Here is a 19,796-nt window from a genome sequence, read left to right on the forward strand (position 1 = left end):
AGCCCAAGAGGAGGAGCAAAAAAGACAATCATTACGATTGTCTTTTTTTATTTTATAGTCATTTCAACTGAATGATTGTTTAGCCAATCTTTAGCCATTTCAAAGGCAGAAATGTGTTTGTTTACTTCAATTGGATGAGCTTTTAAAGCTTTTAAATAATGTTGATTAATCAAATCAATAGTGTATCGCTCAGCTTGTTTTAGTTGCTGATTTTCTCTATTTGAACGATAATAATCGTTTTCATTAATAAATGTAAAATAATCTTGGACCAATTCCCATAACTCAGGAACTCCTTTTCCGATTAATCCAGATCCGATAATCGATTTTCTTTTCCATTGAGATGCTTTTGTTGGTAAAAACTGTAATGAGCGTACAATATCTAATTTTGCGTCTTTCACTAATTTTTCTTGAAATGAATCGGATTTGTTGACAAAAATTAGATCTGCCATTTCCATTATTCCTCGTTTAATCCCTTGTAAATCGTCTCCAGAACCAGGAAGTTGTAGGAAAAGAAAAAGATCTGAAATCTCGTTTACAAGTGTTTCCGATTGTCCAACTCCAACAGTCTCGATTAAAATATTTTCGAAACCAGCAGCTTCGCATAGTATAATAGCTTCATAGGTACGCGATGTAATTCCGCCTAAAGAGCCATTAGAAGCGCTTGGACGAATGTATGCGTTTTCTTCTCGGGATAGATCTTCCATTCGAGTTTTATCGCCTAAGATGCTTCCTTTAGACAAAGAGCTACTTGGATCGATTGCAAGAATAGCAACTTTTTCTCCTTGTTGAACGATATACTTTCCTAAAGACTCAATAAATGTACTTTTTCCAACACCTGGAATTCCTGTAATAGCAATCCTTTTAGATGTTTTGGAAGTGGGTAGTAAACTAATAACTTGATGTGCTAAATTAAGGTCATCTAATCGATTACTTTCCGCAAGTGTAATTGCTCTTGATAAGGCAAATCGATCACCGTCTTTAATTTTTTGTGCAAGTATTTCTGGTTCTATTTTTCGCATAAGACATAATCTTAAATTAAAGATAGAATCTTAATCAAGAATAAAAAAATATAAAGTTAATTTTGATAGGATATTTTATATAGCTCTTCTATTAATATAGATTTTAAAAGAAAGGTATAAATTAAGTTACTGGTTGTAAATGAATAGGATATGTTTTTATAAAACAGAATTATTATTTTTTTTGTTCTTCTTTTATTCTTTTTACAAAAACAGAAGGTGATTCGTTCATAATTTGAGTAAAAATAGTGGTAAAAGTACTATGAGAAGTGAATCCACAGTCACTTGCTAAATAACTCACTTTTGTATTGATGTACTTCGGTTCATTTTTTAAACGGTTGACGATATAGTTTATTCTTAACTCATTCAAGTAAGTATTAAAAGGTTTTTGCCGATGAGTTTTAATCACTTCAGAAAGGTATTTCGTATTTGTTTTAAACTGTTTTGATAGTACAGCAAGATTTATGTCCTTTTTGATAAAATCATTATTTTTCTCAAATTGCTCTAACTTTCGTAACAAATCGTTTTCTGTTTTTGAGGAGATACTCAGATTACTAACGATTTTTTCTTTCCGTATATCTTGTTGTGGAGTAGATTCAGATTCTATATTTCCTGTTGATTTAATTTCTACAATTTTTTTAGCAGCAACTTCGTTCTTTACAGTTTTTATTTTATCATTATTCGTACTTAACTCAATCTCTTGAATAATTTTATTTTTTTTATTTTTTGAGATAAAGTAAATAATTAAGCCTAAAATGATTAAAGCTGAAATAACGAAAGAAATGATTATCCAATTGTCCATTTTGTAAAATATAATTCCGAATAAATGAAATAAAACTAATTAGAAATCAATAAAATAATTGATAAATACTAATTCTTTTTAGTGTAAAAATACTCCGAAATTTTGAAATAAAAAAGGCTAACTTTATGAGTTAGCCTTTTTCTGAAATTCATTTTTAGTTGGAGAACAGCCACACCCTTTAGAGCAACCTCCTCCTTTTGAACTAAATGAGTTTCTTATTAATTTAACAATATACCAAATAGCAAATCCAAAAAGAAATGCAATAAAGCCATATTGTATCCAAATATTGTCCATAGGATTATTTTAATAAATGATAAGCAATAAATGCAACAATATATGCCAAACCAGTCATAAATCCTGTCTGAATCAGTGTCCATTTCCAAGAATTTGTTTCTCTTTTTACAATCGCGATAGTGCTCATACATTGCATTGCGAAAGCGTAGAATAATAACAACGAAACTCCTGTTGCAAGATTATATGCAGGTTCACCTGTATTTTGGTTGATTTCTGATTGCATACGATGAAGTAAACGATCTTTTTGACCATCGTCTTCCACATCAACTTCGCCTAAACTATAAACAGTTGACATTGTTCCGACAAATACTTCACGGGCAGCAAAGGAAGAAATCAAACCAATTCCCATCTTCCAATCATATCCCAACGGTTCTACAACTGGTTCTATAACTGCTCCTAATCTTCCTAAGTATGAATGTTCTAATTTATAAGAAGCAATTTCATTGGCTAAATCATCTTCATCCATTTTTGGGTGATGAGCAGTAACTATCTCTTCTGCATTTTTAAATTGTTCTCCTGGTCCAAATGTTCCTAAAACCCATAGAATAATCGAAATTGCAAATATTATTTTACCAGCATCAATCAAGAAACCTAATGTTTTTTCCCATACATTAATTCCAACATTTTTCCAATCAGGAAGTTTGTACGTTGGCATCTCTAAAATCAAGAAACTTTTATGTTTTGCTTTTATAATTAAGTTCAGTAAAATAGCACTTCCCAAAGCTCCTACAACACCTAATATGTACATCACAAATAAGGCCAAGGCTTGGTAACTGAAACCAAATATTTTTTCGTCAGGAATTACCAAGGCAATCAGAACGATATAAATAGGCAAACGAGCAGAACACGTCATAAATGGGGTGACAAGTATCGTTAATAAGCGTTCTTTGTCATTTTCGATGTTACGCGCAGACATAATTGCTGGTACTGCACAAGCAGCGCCCGAGATTAATGGTACAACACTTTTTCCACTTAATCCAAAAGGTTTTAACCATCTATCCATCAAATATACAACACGGCTCATGTATCCCGTTTCTTCCATAATCGAAATGAATAAAAACAAAATGGCAATTTGAGGAACAAAAACAGCAATACCTTCTATTCCTGGTATTATAGCGCCGCCAACTATTTCATTGATGGGTCCTTCGGGTAAAAAACTAATTACTTTTTCATCAAACCAACCAAACAGGTCTTCAACCATTGTCATTAATGGAGCTGACCATGCGTAAACAGCTTGAAAGATTAATAATAAAATCCCTAAAAAGATAACATAACCAAAGACTGGATGAATTAAGATTTTGTCAATTTTATCAGTTAAAGTTTCATTTCCTTCGAATTTATAAGAAATGATGGTATTTAATTTCTCCTCTAAAATTTTATTTCGATCTAAAGCTTCTTTTACTTGTAAACGCTTCGAAATAATAGCGTTTTCTTTTTTTATTGCTTCTAATTTATCTTGCTTCTCTTTTGATAGAAAAGGAACTTCTTTTTGCGATAGATATTGCCAAGCTTGATAATTAGAATCTAATTGAAATTCATTTTTTACATTCTCTACGACTGAAAGATATTCTTTCGTGATTGCATAATGATTAGTGTAATCGGTTGCTTTTTTAGTGAAAGCATCTACCAATTCATCGATACCTTCGCTTGTACGAGCGTTTGTTAAGTATATTTTAGTTTGAAGAAAATCTTCTAATTTTGGTAAATCAATGTTAAGGCCTTTGCTCTTGATTTCGTCTTTCATGTTAATGACAAAAATCGCAGGAACATCTAAATCTCGAACTTGTTGATACAATAAAATCGAACGTTTTAAATTTGATGGTTCACCTATAACAATGGCTAAATCAGGATAATGTTTATCGGTTTTGTTTCCTAAAGTTTTGAAAACAATTTCTTCATCCAAAGAACTTGGATAAATAGTATACGTTCCTGGGAAATCTGTAATGAAAAATTTGTTTCCATTTCGTTCAATATTCCCCTCACGTTTCTCTACCGTCACACCAGGATAATTTCCTACTTTTTGACGAAGATTTGTAAGCTTATTAAATAACGAAGTTTTACCAACATTTGGGTTACCAATTAAGGCAATTTTATAATGATTCATTATTTCTTTGTTATCAAGATTTTATCGGCTTCGTTTCTTCTTAATGCTAAAACAGACTTGTTCGATACAATACTGATGCAAATAGGACCACCAAAAGGAGCTTTGTTTTTAACCAGTAAATTAGTACCTGGGACAAAACCCATTTCATAAAATTTTGCAGGAACATCTTCAGTCGTAAAACCAATTACAACAGCTTGTTCACCAATTTTTAAATCTTTTAAAGAATAATTTTCAACCATCTCTACCAATCTATCTTTGATTTTCATTGCAAAGATATGTTATTTTTAATTAATCCAAATAGAAGATATGTCATAGTTTTTTCATCTTTCTAACTAAATTTCAATCAATTCAAGTTCTTAAATTCAAAATTTTGATTATCTTTGCACTCAATTTTCATTTATAAACATTAATTTATGTACGCAATTGTAGAGATAGCAGGGCTTCAATACAAAGTTGAAAAAGACCAACAATTGTTTGTAAACCGTTTAGCTGGTGAAGCAGGTGACGAAGTAAAATTCGACCGTGTTTTATTAACAGATAACGGAGCAATCACTGTCGGCGCCCCAGTTATAGACGGAGTTACCGTAGTAGCTAAAATCGTTGAACACGTGAAAGGAGACAAAGTAATCGTTTTCAAGAAGAAAAGAAGAAAAGGTTACCAAAAGTCTAACGGACATCGTCAACAATTCACTAAAATTGAAATTGCTTCAATCGGTTAAGATTGAGCAGAGATTAATTATTAACTCTTAAAAACAAAACGAAATGGCACATAAGAAAGGGGTCGGAAGTTCGAAAAATGGTCGTGAATCACATTCGAAACGTTTAGGTGTTAAAATTTTTGGTGGACAAGCAGCAATCGCTGGTAACATTATTGTTCGTCAAAGAGGTACTCAACATCATCCTGGTGATAATGTAGGAATCGGTAAAGATCACACATTATTCGCTTTAGTTGACGGAAAAGTTGTTTTCACTAAAAAACGTAACGATAGATCTTACGTTTCAGTTGAACCATTATCTTAATTGATAATTCGACAGCGAAAACGCTAACAATATAAAAGCTCGAACTTATTAGTTCGAGCTTTTTTGTTTTTTATTGTAATTAAAACAAATGAAATTATTAAGATTAAAATACCTAAACAAAATATAGGGAGCCAAAAAACAAGTGAAATTTCTGAAAGCTTTATTTCAAATTTACTATAATTACCTCTTGCTGCAAACATTGCAATCGCATAAATAAGCATTAGAATTGATAAAGATAACAACCCAATTCCTGTTTTGAATAGCATTTTATTTATTGATTTTTTAGACATAATTATTAATAATAATCTAAAATACAACTTATTTCAACTAAAAAAGCATCCAATTTCTTGAATGCTTTTGATTTTATATTTTGGTGAGAAGCTTAATTTCGACAAGCTCAATGCCAGCTTCTTAAAATTCTCACATTTTCGAATTAACTAATTCGTTAATTAACTTTCTTCTTCTGTTTCAACTCCCCAACCTTGTGCCGTTAAAGGAACCATTTGTTCGCTTCCTCGGGTAATTAAGTAATTTTCTTCGTTTTTACCAGTTACATGTCCAATCACCGTTAAATGTGGGTTTCCTTTTATTTTCTCAAAATCTTTTTGATCAATTGTAAACAACAATTCATAATCTTCTCCACCGCTTAAAGCGCATGTAATTGGATTGATTTTGAATTCTTCGGCAGTGCGAATGACAACAGAATCCAACGGAATTTTTTCTTCGTAAATATTGATTCCAACACCACTTTCTTTTGATAAATGAATAATCTCAGAAGATAATCCATCCGAAATATCAATCATAGAAGTTGGTTTTACTTTCAATTCTTTCAAAAGATTGATGATATCTAATCTTGCTTCAGGTTTTAGCTGACGTTCAATTAAATAGGAATAGTTTTCAAAATCAGGTTGATTGTTTGGATTTACTTTCGATACTTGAGCTTCGCGTTCCAAAACCTGTAGACCAAGGAAAGATGCACCTAAATCACCAGAAAGTACAACCAAATCATTTTCTTTTGCTCCACTTCTGTACGCCAAATCTTTTTCAGGAGCCGAGCCAATTGCGGTCATGCTTAGTACAAGTCCACTAACAGATGAAGTGGTGTCACCACCAACGATATCGATTTTGTATTTGTCACATGCGTATTTCATACCATTGTAAATTTCATCAACAGCTTCTATCGTAAAACGATTTGAGATTGCCATCGAAACCAAAATTTGTTTTGGAATAGCATTCATTGCCAAAATATCACTAATTGCAGTTACAACAGCTTTATATCCCAAATGACGCAAAGGCATGTACGACCAACTAAAGTTAACACCTTCTACCAACATGTCTGTTGATACAACAATTTTGTCCTTTTTGTAATCAAGAACAGCAGCATCGTCGCCAATTCCTTTGATAGAGCTTTCTAACTTGATTGGAAAACCTTCTTTAATTTGATGAATTAAACCAAATTCACCGATTTCGGCTAAACTTGTTTTTGAAACGTTTTTATCTTCTAACATGATTTTATTTTTGATTGAAAATTGAAGGATCTATATTTTCTGAACGAAAAGGTAAATTGATAATGTCTTGTTTTGACATTGCTTTGATTGTTTGTCCTTCAAATGATTTTTTAATATTTTCGACCATTTCAGTTGGTGGTGCCTGCATTTTTCTTTTCGACATCGAAAACCAAACACCTGTCAATTCAGAATGGCAAAGATGTACACCATCTTGGTTATACAAATTGTGAATAAATTGATAAATCATTCCATCTTCTGACATTCCACCAATTTCTACCGAAATATAAATTTCTTCACCTTCCATAGCTTCCTTAAAAAATGAAAATTGTTCGTGTAAAATTGCTGGACCAATACCATATTCAGCTAAGTTATTCATCGAAACACCAAAATCTCTTAAAAAAGCAATTCGAGCAAAGCTTGTGAAATTCATATATGAAGCATTCGCTAAATGACGATTAGCGTCTAAATCTGACCATCGAACAATGGTTTTCTGGAAATATTTATTATTCATGAATTGAAATTTATGAAGTGCAAAGTTACGGATAAGAATTTATTCAAAAATGAATATATTTTTAATCAGCTTAAATTAAAAAAACACAATAATATTTAACTTCAAATTAATTTTACACGCTATTTATTTCGTATATTTAGGGAGCTAATAAAGAGATAGATTATGAAAAAAATATTATTTCCAACCGACTTTTCCGAGACAGCAAATAACGCATTTTTGTATGCGTTGAATTTGGCAGAAAATCAAAATGCAGAGTTGTATATTTTACACGCCTTTCAATATCCAATTGTGAATGCAGGAATTGATGCTGGCATTTTACAAAATGTATATGATACCATTGAATTGAATAAATTTGAAAATCTAAAAGATCACATTCCTTTTCTTAGAAAATTAGCAGGGGATAATGGTTTTGGTGACGTGGAAATGAAATTTTTTATTAAAGAAGGGATGCTTTCATTCGTTTTACCAAATTTTATAGAAGAAGAGAAAGTTGATTTTGTAGTGATGGGAACAACAGGAAATACAGGATTTGATAAAGTACTTTTTGGTTCGAATACGATGAATGCAATTAAACATCTGAAAATTCCAGTTTTGAGTGTTCCGCATGGATATGAATATAAAGGAATAAAAAGCATCGGTTTTACAACAATTTTTGAAGATAAGGACCGTAAAGCCTTAGATTTTTTAACAGAAATTGCATATCGATACAAAGCCAAAGTTCATTGTTTACATGTTTCTAAAGATGGAAATTACGATGTCCCTACGCTTAATCATTGGAAAGAATATTACAAAGACGAACCTGTAGATTTTTCTATTTATACAGCAGACGAATCTGTTGATGCAGTTTTAGAATTTATAAAAGAAGAAAAAATTGATTTATTAACAGTGGTAAGTCGCAATAAAGGATTTTTCGAGAAATTATTTTCACCAAGTTTTACCAAAACAATTCTTTCTCAAAATAAAGTACCATTATTTGTTTTTCACGAATAGCGACAATTTTTAGAAAATAACAAAAGCTTAATTATTTTGATAGATTGAGCTTTTTTTTCGCGTAGAACTAAAATTATTCGTAACTTTTGTGTACAAAACACAAAAAAATGAAAAAAATATTGTTCCCAACAGATTTTTCTGAGACGGCTAATAATGCGTTTTTATATGCTCTTAACCTTGCGAAAAGTATAGATGCACAAGTTTATGTATTGCACGTTTATGAACTACCAATGATTACTGGTACTTTGAGTGCAGGTTTAATTCAGAATGTATATGAAACTGTAGAATTAGGAAGTTTTAATAACTTCAAAGATAATATTCCGCAATTAAGGGAAATAGCAGATAAAAACGGATTAAATGAAATTCCAATTAAATTTATTTTAGAAGAAGGAAATTTCTTGTATATATTACGCGAAATCATTGGCGAAGAAAGTGTTGATTTTGTGGTAATGGGAACAGATGGAAATACAGGGATAGAAAAAATGCTTTTTGGTTCCAATACTATTAATGCAATTACATCGATGAAAATTCCTATCTTAAGTATTCCGAATGGAATGATATTCAAAGGATTTAAGAATATAGGTTTTACAACTGTTTTTGATCAAAAAGATAAAGAAGCCTTGAAATATTTGCTTGAAATAGCAAATCGTCATCATGCAAAAATTCATTGTATGCATGTTTCTAAAGACGGAAAATATAATAAACAAGCAATGAAAGATTGGCAAAATCAATTTGCAGGAGACCCAATTTTTTTTGAAATTTATCATGATGCGGATCCTGTAAATGCGGTTTTAGATTTTATCAAAGAAAAAGAAATTGATTTGTTAACCGTTGTTAGTCGAAACAAAGGTTTCTTCGATAAGATATTTTCGCCTGGATTTACAAAAAAAATAGCAAACAAAAATATAACACCTTTGTTCGTTTTTCACGAACAAAAAGCATAAAAGGAGATGTGAAAACATTTCCTTTTTTTATTAAAAATTTCTGTTAAAAATAAAACTTTACCTTTGCTCCGTGAAAAAAATAGCCATTGTAGGAGGTGGTGCAGCAGGATATTTTGTTGCAGCAAACCTTGGAAAAACTGTAGGACAACAAACTGTATTGTTTGAACAAGCAAATTTACCACTACAAAAAGTACGTATTTCGGGTGGAGGAAGGTGTAATGTAACTCATGCATGCTTTGATCCATTGGATTTAGTAGAGTTTTACCCACGTGGGAAAAAGGAATTACTAAGTGTTTTTTATACATTTCAGCCAGGCGATACAATGGCGTGGTTTGATGAACGCGGAGTTGAATTGAAAATTGAAGATGATAATCGTATTTTTCCAGTAAGCGATTCATCTCTTTCTATTATCGAAGCGTTAACTAAAGCGGTTGATCAAAATAAAGTTCAATTAAATTTTTCGGATGGCGTACAAGAAATCAATAAAGTTAATGAAGGTTATGAATTGATTACAAAATCAGGAAAGTATTTTTTTGAAACAGTAATTATTACAACAGGAAGTACACCAAAATTCTGGAAAAGTTTGAAAAACTTAGGTTTGAAGATAATTCAACCTGTTCCTTCTCTATTTACATTTAATTGCAAAGATCCAAGAATCGAAGGGTTGATGGGGATTTCATTCGAAAATGCAGAAGTTAAAATCAATCAACAAAAGTTAGAGGCAGAAGGACCTTTGTTAATAACACATTGGGGATTTAGTGGTCCTGCTATTTTGCGTTTATCAGCTTGGGGAGCTTTAAAATTGAACGAAAGTAATTATAAATTCGAAGCTGAAATTAATTTTGTCAATCAATCTAAAGAAGAAATAGTTTCTTTTTTGAATAATAAGAAACAAGTTGATGCAAAGAAGAATGTACACAAAAACAATCCATTTGATTTTCCTAAACGCTTTTGGTTGAGTATTCTGAATTATTGCAACATAGCCGAAAATAAAGTATATGCCGACTTGTCGAAGAAACATATCGAAGCTTTAGCATCAGAATTAACACAAGGAAAATACCAAATAAATGGTAAAAGCACATTCAAAGATGAGTTTGTGACTGCTGGAGGAGTTGATTTGAAAGAAATTGATTTTCATTCGATGGAAGCTAAAAAATTACCTCATTTGTTCATGGCAGGAGAAGTTTTGAATATTGACGCAATTACTGGAGGTTTTAATTTTCAGGCTTGTTGGTCTGAAGGGTATGTTATATCCGAAAAAATCAAAGAAATTTATCAATAGTGTATATTTTACACAATTAATATTATGGCTGAAAGCCTTAAGTATAAAGTATTTTTTAAAATTTATTATGTTAACATAACATTATTATAAAATTATGTTATTTTTGTTAAAAGGAATTATTAAAAACGAACAAAAAATATGAAGAAAATTTTCTTAACATTAGCATTGATCGGTCTATCTTCATCTGCTTTTGCAGGAGGTTACCGTGTTGCTTTACAAGGAGTTCGCCAAGCTGCTTTAGGTGGAACTTCTGCAACGCAAACTCGTGATGCGAGTGTGGCGTTTTATAACCCTGCAGGATTAGCTTTTGTAGAGAGCAAATTGAGTATTGCTGTTGGAGGTTTTGGTGTGAAAACTGACGTAAAATGGCAAGATCCAACAACTTTCCAAAAAGCTGAAACGGATAGTAAATTAGGAACTCCAATGTATTTGGCGGTGAGTTACAAACCTGTTGATGATTTAGCGGTAGGGATTAGTGTGACTACTCCATTTGGTAGCTCGGTAACTTGGCCAGAAGATTGGCAAAATAAGGCTAACATCACGCATATCGATTTGAAAGCATTTAATATTCAGCCAACAGTTGCCTATCGTTTTTCAGATTGGTTTAGTTTAGGTTTAGGTTTTATCTATACACATGGATCGGCTAAATTAGAGAAAGTACAAACAGTTGCTGGAAATGATATTAAACTTAGATTAGAGGATAAAGATGCTCATGGTTTAGGATTTAATGTAGGAGCAATGTTCAAACCAACCGAAAAATTCGGAGTTGGATTAGCTTACCGTTCTAATGTAGATGTTTCTGCAAACAAAGGAGATGTGACATGGATGGATGTTCCGGCTGGAATTGCATCTAATGTGCCTTTTAACACAGATAAATGGAATACAACATTACCACTTCCATCTGAATTTACTTTCGGAATGTCTTACAAAGTTCTACCTCAATTAGAGCTTTTTGGAGATGTAGTGTGGCAAAACTGGACACGTTACAAAAGTTTAGATATTAATTTATACAACGACGCGTCAAATACATTCTATACTTCAACGTCAACAAAAAATTGGAAAGACAATACTTTATTCCGTTTTGGAGCAGAATATACATTTAACGAGATGATTACAGGGCGTGTAGGGTATTACCATGATAAATCTCCAGTTCCAGGAGCATATTGGTCTTCAGAAACACCAAGTTCTAATTTAAACTCTGTATCAGCTGGATTAGGATTTAAATTTAACAATGGATTTTACTTAGATTTATTTGGATCTTATGTTCAAGGTGATGAAAGATATATTAATAACATCGAACAAAATTTCTCTGGAGATGTTAAGATGCGTGCAATTAACTTTGGTTTAGGACTAACGTATAACCTTAAATAACACTACAAAATGAAACATTTAAATAAAATAGTTTTAGTTGCTTTAGCTGCTACAATGTTTAGTTGTGATCAAGACTTTGAGCATCCAATCGAGGATATTCAAGTTACAGCAGGTGAAGCTAACTTTTCAAAATATATTGCTTTAGGAAACTCGTTGACTTCTGGTTATAGAGATAATGCATTATACAGATCAGGACAAGAAAATTCTTATCCAAATATGTTAGCTGGATTAATGAAAGCTGCAGGAGGAGGGGAGTTCAAAATTCCTTATATGCCAAATGACACAGGAGGTTTTACAAATTTACCAGGTTTTTCGGGTAAGTTGACTTTGCAAATTGTAAATGGAGCTTTAACACCAGTTCCTACTGCACCAGGAGCAGCGTTAGATATTTTAGCTGATAAAGGGACTTACCAAAACATGGGAGTTCCAGGAGCAAAATCTTATCATTTGGTTGCACCAGGTTATGGAAATCCAGCAGGATTACAAACTGATCCTGTAACAGCGAATCCGTATTTTGTGCGTTTTGCAAGCGGTGCGACAACTTCTGTAGTTGCAGATGCAGTTGCGCAAAAGCCTACATTCTTCTCCTATTGGATTGGAAATAATGATGTATTAGGTTATGCAACATCTGGAGGAGTTGGAGTAGATCATAATGAAACAAATAATGTTGATCCAAGAACGTATGGAGGTTCTGATATCTCTAATGTAAATGTTGTGAAATCTACAATTAATGATGGATTGAAAGCTTTAACTGCTGCAGGAGCAAAAGGAGTAATTGCAAATATTCCTTCTGTAACATCTATTCCATATTTTACAACGGTTCCATACGCACCATTATCGCCTGCAAACCCAAGTTTTGCACCAATGATTGATGAGTTAAATGCAACTTATGCAGGATTAAATCAAGTATTTGATGCGGTTGGTGCTTCTGATAGAAAAATTTCATTTTCTAAAACTGCTGCAAGCGCTGTAGTAATTAAAGATAAAGATTTAGCGGATTTATCAACAACGATTACTGCTGCTTTAATTAAAGCAGGATATGATGCTGGAACAGCGACTTTATTTGGAATGACTTACGGACAAGCGCGTCAAGCGACTGCAAAAGATTTATTGGTTTTAACTTCTTCTTCTGTAATTGGAAAAGTAGATACTAATAGAGTTGGAGAATTAATGAAATTAGGATTAACTCAAGAAGAAGCTGGTAAATTATCGGTAGTTGGTGTTAGTTATCCAATGGCAGATAATTATGTATTAACAGCAAAAGAAACAGCAAAAGCAGAAGCGGCTGTGGTTAAATACAATGCAGCAATTGCTGAATTAGCAACAGCTTATAATTTAGCTTTAGTGGATGCATATTCTGAAATGAAGAAATTAAGTTCTCAATCGGGAATTAAATACTATGGTCAAACATATACAACAACTTTCGTTTCTGGTGGAGCGTTCTCTTTAGACGGAGTTCATTTAACTGGAACTGGATATGCCATTGTAGCAAATATGTTTGCGGATGCAATTAACAAAAAATATCATTCTACTTTAAGACACGTTTATCCAGGAAATTATCCAGGTATAGCAATTCCTTAATAGAATATAGTATAAAAAATCCGCTCATTGAGCGGATTTTTTATTGATAATTTTTTGAAAAACTTTAGTTAGATTCTGCTTCACGCAAAAACTCTTCTGCTTTATCAACCATATTTTTAGATCCACAAAAGAAAGGAATACGTTGATGCAATTCAGTTGGGACGATGTCCATAATACGATTAAACCCATCAGTAGCTTTACCACCAGCTTGTTCTGCAATAAAAGCCATCGGATTACATTCATATAATAAACGCAATTTACCATTTGGGTTATTTGTTCCAGAAGGATAGATGTAAATTCCACCTTTCAACATGTTACGGTGAAAATCTGAACATAATGAACCAATGTAACGAGAAGTGTATGGACGATCTTCTTCATCAGCCTGACAATATTTGATGTAGTTCTTAACACCTTGAGGGAATTTCACATAATTACCTTCATTTACCGAATAAATATTACCATCTTCTGGAATACACATATTAGGATGTGATAAATAGAACGTTCCAATTCCTGGATTCAATGTAAATCCATTCACCCCATTTCCAGTTGTGTAAACCAACATAGTCGATGTTCCGTAAATCACATATCCAGCTGCAACTTGTTTATTTCCTGGTTGTAAAAAATCTGCTTTTGTTACAGGAGTTCCTGGTTCTGTAACACGATGATAGATAGAGAAAATTGTACCAACAGAAACGTTTACATCAATATTAGAAGAACCATCTAAGGGATCAATTAAAACAACATATTTGCTATTTTTTGAATTTTTAGAAGGTTGAATAGCGATGAAATCTTCATTTTCTTCTGAGGCGATTCCACAAACAACTTCACGTTGTGATAAAGTGTCAATGAAAGTTTCATTCGCAAAAACATCTAATTTTTGCTGTTTTTCACCTTGTACATTTTCGTTTCCGAATTCTCCTAAAATGTTAACTAATCCTGCTTTGTTTACTTTGTAATTAACAACTTTTGTTGCTAATTTAATCGAACTCAATAATCTAGATAGTTCTCCAGATGAGTAAATAAAATCTGCTTGATTTTCTATGATAAACTCTCCAAGAGTTTGATGAGAATTTGTGTTCATAATTATGTTTTGCTGGTCAAATATCGGAATAAAAACTCAATTCTACTCATTTCAAACGTTTGAAATTAATCTAAATACATGAAAATCATACTGGAAATTTATTTTTAACTTTAATTAAATTCGGTCAATATATAAGAGGTAGTTTGGTTATATTTGCAAGTTAAATATTTACAAAAAAAATTTTTATAGAAATGAAAGTTTTCAAATTCGGTGGTGCTTCCGTAAAAGATGCAGCCGGCGTTAGAAATGTTGCAGATTTATTGCAATCAGTTGGTTACGAAAATACATGTATAATTGTTTCTGCAATGGGCAAGACGACAAATGCATTAGAGGAAGTAGTCAAACGCTATTTTGAAAAGGATGATTTCGAAAAAACAATTAATGATGTAAAAAAACAACATATTGATTTAGCAATAGAATTGTTTGATAATGCGGATGAGGTTTCGAATGAAATATCTCAATTTTTTGATGATATCGTTTCGTTTTTAAGACGAAACAAATCTCCAAATTACAGCTATGTTTATGATCAAATTGTATGCTGTGGAGAGTTAATTTCGACAAAAATTATCAGTATGTATCTTAATTCAATTAAAATTAAGAACGATTGGTTAGATGTTCGAGATTATATCAAAACAGATCACACTTACCGCGAAGGAAAAGTAAACTGGGCGTTGACAGAGGATAGTATTTCTAAATTACCACAATCAGGTTTATTCATTACACAAGGTTTCTTAGGTTCAGATCCTAACTATTTTACAACGACATTGGGAAGAGAAGGTTCAGATTATTCTGCTGCAATTTTTGCATATTGTTTAAATGCTGAAAGCATGACGATTTGGAAAGATGTTCCAGGTGTTTTGAATGCTGATCCACGTTATTTTGAGCATGCAGAATTATTGCATCATATTTCTTACGAAGAAGCAATTGAGTTGGCTTATTATGGCGCTTCGGTTATTCATCCTAAAACATTGCAACCGCTTCAACAAAAAGAAATTCCATTCTTTGTTAAATCATTTATCAATCCAACAGAAGCAGGAACAGAAGTAGCAAAAGGTCAACCATTAGATCCAAAAGTACCATGTTTTATCCTAAAAAGAGAACAAAATTTGGTGCGTTTATCAAGTAAAGATTTCTCGTTTATTACAGAAGATAAATTGAGTGGGATTTTCAATAAACTATATGATTATCAAATCAAAGTAAATTTGATGCAAAATTCAGCAATTTCATTATCTTTATGTTTAGAGGATAAATACAACAACTTAGATCAGTTTGTTGCAGATATGAACGAAGCGTTTAAAGTACAAGTAGAAAAAGATGTTTTATTGTACACAATTCGTCATTTCGATGCAGATTCTGATAAAGTTGTATCAAAAGAAAAAGAGTTATTACGTCAAACAGTGCGTGAAACATTACAAATAGTTGTCAAGGCTTAAATGAGTTTAATTTCAACAGAAGATATTATTTCAGCATCAGGTCTTTCTAAAATAGGAATTTTAGGTAAACCTGTTGCTTGGGCATTGAAAAAAGTTTTTAATATTGATGGAATCAATGATTTATACAATAGAGGAAAACACTTGCAATGCGAACCTTTTTTGGATTATTTAATAGATGATCTTGGAGTGGATTACGAAATTCATGAAGAAGATTTAAAACGAATTCCAAAAGAAGGCCCTTTTATTATTATTTCTAATCATCCTCTTGGTGCATTGGACGGAATTATTTTGATGCATTTTATGTCAAAAGTTCGTCCTGATTTCAAGATTATGGGGAATTTTTTACTGCAAAAAATTAAACCATTAGAACCGATGATTATACCAGTCAATCCTTTCGAAACACGTAAAGAAGCATACAGTAGCCTTACGGGGATGCGCGATGCATTAAAGTTGTTACGCAACGGAGGTTGTTTAGGAATTTTCCCTGCTGGAGAAGTTTCTTATCGTGATGATGAAAGTAGAGTGATTGATAGAGAATGGCAAGAATCAGCAATGAAGTTGATTAAAAAGTCAAAAGTTCCTGTTGTTCCAATGTTTTTTAGAGCAAGAAATAGCAATGTCTTTTACCGCGTAGCAAAGTTACATCCAGATTTTCAAACAGCTATGCGGCCATGAGAAATGATGAAAAAAAGAACACGACCAATTCAAATTCGAATAGGAAAACCTATTTTACAAAAGCAACAAGACGAACACAACACAATAGAAGATTATTCGGCTTTTTTAAGAAAGAAAACCTATATGCTTTCATCGTATTATAAACAAAAAAGAAGTTTATCAGAAGTACTGAAAAATCCAAGTAATATTGATTTGAAAATTCCGAATTTACCAAGCTTATCATCTTCAAACAGAAAGGTTAAGGATGTTGTTGCTGAAACGGATTTAAAGTTACTTTTACAAGATATTGAAGCATTGCGAAAAGATGAAGAAGCATTATTGTTTACAAATAATAATTACGAATGTTTTTTTTCTACAGCGAAGCAAATTCCTAATATTTTAAGAGAAATTGGACGTTTACGCGAAATTACATTTCGTGCAATAGGAGAAGGAACAAATGATGAAATAGATTTAGACCGTTTTGATAATCATTACCATCATTTATTTCTATGGGATAAAGAATCTAATAAAATTGTTGGTGCCTATCGTATGGCAATTGGTTCGGAAGTGTACGAAAAATATGGAATTAATGGTTTTTATATTCACGAGTTATTTAATTTTGAACCAGAAATTCATCCGTTTTTTAAGAAATGTATTGAAATGGGACGTGCCTTTGTTTCTGCTGAATATCAGCAAAAACCAATGCCACTGTTCTTGTTATGGAGAGGAATAGTACATGTTACATTAAGAAATCCAAATCAAAAATTTATTATTGGAGGCGTAAGTATTAGTAATCAATTTTCTGATTTTTCGAAATCATTGATGATTGAATTTATGAAATCTCATTACTATGATTCGACTGTAGCACAATATGTAAAAGCTAAAAATGAATACAAGGTTAAATTAAAAGAAGAAGATAAAGAATTTATTTTTGATGAATCTGAAGCAGATTTGAATAAGTTTGATAAATTAATTGATGAACTTGAGCCAAATATGTTACGATTACCAGTCTTGATTAAGAAATACATCAAACAAAATGCGAAAGTAATTGCATTTAACGTTGATCCTAAGTTTAATGATGCAATAGATGGATTGATGTATATTCGAGTTTCTGATATTCCTGAATCTACTGTTCGCCCAGTATTAGAAGATATTCAAGCAGAGTTAGATCGCAAAATAGAATCCGAAAAATTTGATGGATCAATTATTTAATTGTTATTCTTGAAAATTTAAAACATAAAAAAATGCGCTTAACCTAGTTAAGCGCATTTTATATTTTAGCTTCGCTATAAATTATTGAGCTACTGCTGCTGAATCAACTACTGCTGCTGCAGAATCAACTACTGCTGCTGCTGAGTCAACTACTGCTGCTGCAGAATCAACTACTGCTGTAGCAGAATCAACTGTTGCTCCTTCTTCTACTGGTGCTTCTTCAGTTTTCTCTCCACAAGATACTGCTCCTAATGATAAAGCTGCTACTGCAACTACTGCGAAAAATTTTTTCATTTTTTTAAATTTTAATCGATTAAACAAATTTGTTATTTGATGAGTCAAAGTTAGAATGATTTTGACCTGATGTAATAAAAATCTGTTGTAATTATTTTGTAAATCGAATTTTATTTTACAAAATACTTTATTTCAGTTGTTTATATGTTTGAATATTCCGAAATTATAAAATTGTAAATTAAAAAAAACCTCAATTTATAGAAGTTGAGGTTGATATTTTTATTAATTACAAGAAGTTATTTCATTACTTGGGCTTCTAATTTGAATTTTTCAACTTTATTCGAAATCAAATCTAATCTCAAATTATGAATACTTCCGATATGTGTTGTTTTAAATTCTTTGTGCGGAATATACGTTCCATTTTCTACAGATAATCCAACTTCTTTGTAAGCATCGCGGAAAGGTGTTCCATTTTTAATGGCTTCGTTAATATTTTCCACGGTATAAATCGGATCATATTTTTCCTGATTCATATAGTTGTCTTTAATCTGAAGTTGAGGAATTGCAAAAGTTAAGATGTCAATAATGTTATCAAATTGCATCATTGGTTCAAATAAGATTTCTTTCAAAATCTGATAATCACGATGATAACCACTTGGTAAATTATTGATCGTCATCATAATGTCATTTGGCAATGCCTGAATTCTATTACAATGTGCACGAGTTAATTCAAAAACATCTGGGTTTTTCTTATGTGGCATAATCGATGAGCCAGTTGTCATCTCATTTGGTAATTTAACGAAAGCTAAATCTTGCGAATTGTATAGAACCAAATCATAAGACATTTTCGACAATGTGCCACAAATCATCGCCAAAGCAGATGCAACAGATTTTTCTGTTTTTCCACGAAGCATTTGAGCTCCGACAGATGAAACTAAAATCTCTGAAAAACCTAATTCTTGTGTTGTTTGCAAACGATCAATTGGAAAACTTGTTCCAAAACCAGCTCCAGAACCTAATGGATTTTGGTCAGAAATTTTAAATGCAGCTTCAAAAAAGTATAAATCGGTCAATAAACTTTCTGCATAAGCAGAAAACCACATTCCGAAACTACTTGGCATAGCAGCCTGAAAATGCGTATATCCTGGTAATTGATGATTTTTAAATTCGTCTGCTTTTTGTAAAAAGATTTCAATTAAATGGACAATTTTTTCAGTTGTCTGTTTTAGATATTCTTTTTCAAAAAGTTGAATTGCAACCAAAACTTGATCGTTTCGAGAACGTGCAACGTGAATTTTTTTTCCAGCATCACCGGTTTTCTCAATTAAAAAAGCCTCAATTTTTGAATGTATATCTTCGTAATTTTCGTCTATTTCGAAATTGTTCGCAGCAATTAATGTCAAAATCTCATCCAAAGCAAGTTGTAATGCATCGTTTTCTTCGTTTGTTATCAAACCTGTTTTTGCGAGCATGTTCGCTTGTGCTTTTGATGCTAACGCATCATATTTTGCAAGATGAGCATCTAATTCTCTGTCTTTTCCGACAGTAAATTTTTCGATTTTATCATTAATGGTAAAACCTTTATCCCAAAGTTTCATATTTATAATAATGAATTAAGGGGGCAAAGTTACTAAAAACTTGTATAATATCTCATTGTAATTGTATAATTATTATAAATATACAATATTTATTCATATTGAATATTTTTGATTGATTTTTGAGATTGTTTAAATGATTGATAGCAATTCTAAAGATTGAT

17 protein-coding genes and 1 pseudogene are annotated in these 19,796 nt (G+C 31.9%); 9 read left to right on the forward strand and 9 right to left on the reverse strand.

Annotated features, from left to right (window positions below):
• Positions 1 to 47: 47 nt before the first annotated feature.
• The 4 genes from meaB to Q0616_RS03280 form a co-directional block, all read right to left on the reverse strand.
• The gene (gene meaB, locus Q0616_RS03265) at positions 48 to 1,019 is read right to left on the reverse strand and encodes a methylmalonyl Co-A mutase-associated GTPase MeaB (RefSeq protein ID WP_298775080.1); all 972 of its coding nucleotides are present in this window, start codon (positions 1,017 to 1,019) and stop codon (positions 48 to 50) included.
• Between the two features lie 172 nt (positions 1,020 to 1,191).
• Positions 1,192 to 1,818 carry a helix-turn-helix domain-containing protein gene (locus Q0616_RS03270; RefSeq protein ID WP_188319375.1) on the reverse strand — a complete coding sequence of 209 codons (627 nt, stop codon included), beginning with the start codon at positions 1,816 to 1,818 and terminating at the stop codon, positions 1,192 to 1,194.
• A gap of 298 nt (positions 1,819 to 2,116) precedes the next feature.
• Complete coding sequence (gene feoB / locus Q0616_RS03275) at positions 2,117 to 4,216, reverse strand: ferrous iron transport protein B (RefSeq protein WP_260541726.1); 2,100 nt, start codon at positions 4,214 to 4,216, stop codon at positions 2,117 to 2,119.
• Complete coding sequence (locus Q0616_RS03280) at positions 4,216 to 4,482, reverse strand: FeoA family protein (protein WP_225532484.1); 267 nt, start codon at positions 4,480 to 4,482, stop codon at positions 4,216 to 4,218. Before Q0616_RS03280 ends, feoB begins: the two co-directional genes overlap by 1 nt.
• A gap of 147 nt (positions 4,483 to 4,629) precedes the next feature.
• Between Q0616_RS03280 and rplU the strand changes: the two genes are divergently transcribed.
• The gene (gene rplU, locus Q0616_RS03285; protein WP_188319372.1) at positions 4,630 to 4,935 is read left to right on the forward strand and encodes a 50S ribosomal protein L21; all 306 of its coding nucleotides are present in this window, start codon (positions 4,630 to 4,632) and stop codon (positions 4,933 to 4,935) included.
• A 43-nt stretch (positions 4,936 to 4,978) separates the two neighbouring features.
• On the forward strand, positions 4,979 to 5,236 hold the full coding sequence (gene rpmA / locus Q0616_RS03290) for a 50S ribosomal protein L27 (protein ID WP_150431414.1): 258 nt from the start codon (positions 4,979 to 4,981) through the stop codon (positions 5,234 to 5,236).
• A 449-nt stretch (positions 5,237 to 5,685) separates the two neighbouring features.
• On the opposite strand, the gene thiL is transcribed toward rpmA, so the two are convergent.
• Together thiL and Q0616_RS03300 are read right to left on the reverse strand one after the other, a co-directional pair.
• Positions 5,686 to 6,744: a thiamine-phosphate kinase gene (gene thiL / locus Q0616_RS03295; protein WP_286482885.1), complete on the reverse strand. Its 1,059-nt coding sequence runs from the start codon at positions 6,742 to 6,744 to the stop codon at positions 5,686 to 5,688.
• A gap of 4 nt (positions 6,745 to 6,748) precedes the next feature.
• A complete protein-coding gene (locus Q0616_RS03300; RefSeq protein ID WP_171623475.1) occupies positions 6,749 to 7,255 on the reverse strand; it encodes a thioesterase family protein in 507 nt (168 codons plus the stop codon).
• Between the two features lie 162 nt (positions 7,256 to 7,417).
• Between Q0616_RS03300 and Q0616_RS03305 the strand changes: the two genes are divergently transcribed.
• From Q0616_RS03305 to Q0616_RS03325, 5 genes are all read left to right on the forward strand, one after another.
• On the forward strand, positions 7,418 to 8,245 hold the full coding sequence (locus tag Q0616_RS03305; RefSeq protein WP_298775095.1) for a universal stress protein: 828 nt from the start codon (positions 7,418 to 7,420) through the stop codon (positions 8,243 to 8,245).
• Positions 8,246 to 8,352: 107 nt separating this feature from the next.
• On the forward strand, positions 8,353 to 9,189 hold the full coding sequence (locus Q0616_RS03310; protein WP_260541732.1) for a universal stress protein: 837 nt from the start codon (positions 8,353 to 8,355) through the stop codon (positions 9,187 to 9,189).
• Positions 9,190 to 9,259: 70 nt separating this feature from the next.
• On the forward strand, positions 9,260 to 10,471 hold the full coding sequence (locus Q0616_RS03315; protein WP_286482888.1) for an NAD(P)/FAD-dependent oxidoreductase: 1,212 nt from the start codon (positions 9,260 to 9,262) through the stop codon (positions 10,469 to 10,471).
• A 138-nt stretch (positions 10,472 to 10,609) separates the two neighbouring features.
• Positions 10,610 to 11,842: an outer membrane protein transport protein gene (locus tag Q0616_RS03320; protein ID WP_284583050.1), complete on the forward strand. Its 1,233-nt coding sequence runs from the start codon at positions 10,610 to 10,612 to the stop codon at positions 11,840 to 11,842.
• 9 nt (positions 11,843 to 11,851) lie between these two features.
• Positions 11,852 to 13,423, forward strand: a complete 1,572-nt coding sequence (locus Q0616_RS03325; RefSeq protein WP_286482889.1) for a G-D-S-L family lipolytic protein — start codon at positions 11,852 to 11,854, stop codon at positions 13,421 to 13,423.
• A gap of 64 nt (positions 13,424 to 13,487) precedes the next feature.
• Here Q0616_RS03325 and fbp read toward each other — a convergent pair whose 3' ends face one another.
• The gene (fbp, locus tag Q0616_RS03330) at positions 13,488 to 14,504 is read right to left on the reverse strand and encodes a class 1 fructose-bisphosphatase (RefSeq protein ID WP_260541737.1); all 1,017 of its coding nucleotides are present in this window, start codon (positions 14,502 to 14,504) and stop codon (positions 13,488 to 13,490) included.
• A 191-nt stretch (positions 14,505 to 14,695) separates the two neighbouring features.
• On the opposite strand from fbp, the gene Q0616_RS03335 reads away from it, so the two are divergent.
• Both Q0616_RS03335 and Q0616_RS03340 read left to right on the forward strand, forming a co-directional pair.
• Complete coding sequence (locus Q0616_RS03335; RefSeq protein ID WP_298775102.1) at positions 14,696 to 15,937, forward strand: aspartate kinase; 1,242 nt, start codon at positions 14,696 to 14,698, stop codon at positions 15,935 to 15,937.
• Positions 15,938 to 17,803, forward strand: a pseudogene (locus tag Q0616_RS03340) (lysophospholipid acyltransferase family protein). It begins immediately after the preceding gene.
• An 81-nt stretch (positions 17,804 to 17,884) separates the two neighbouring features.
• On the opposite strand, the gene Q0616_RS03345 reads toward Q0616_RS03340, so the two are convergent.
• Positions 17,885 to 18,097, reverse strand: coding sequence for a hypothetical protein (locus Q0616_RS03345; protein WP_171623788.1), 213 nt, complete (start codon positions 18,095 to 18,097; stop codon positions 17,885 to 17,887).
• A 236-nt stretch (positions 18,098 to 18,333) separates the two neighbouring features.
• A complete protein-coding gene (gene argH / locus Q0616_RS03350) occupies positions 18,334 to 19,635 on the reverse strand; it encodes an argininosuccinate lyase (protein WP_260541741.1) in 1,302 nt (433 codons plus the stop codon).
• Positions 19,636 to 19,796: the final 161 nt, after the last annotated feature.

Origin of the sequence: uncultured Empedobacter sp. (genome assembly GCF_937930195.1) — a bacterium.
GTDB classification, from domain to species: domain Bacteria; phylum Bacteroidota; class Bacteroidia; order Flavobacteriales; family Weeksellaceae; genus Empedobacter; species Empedobacter stercoris.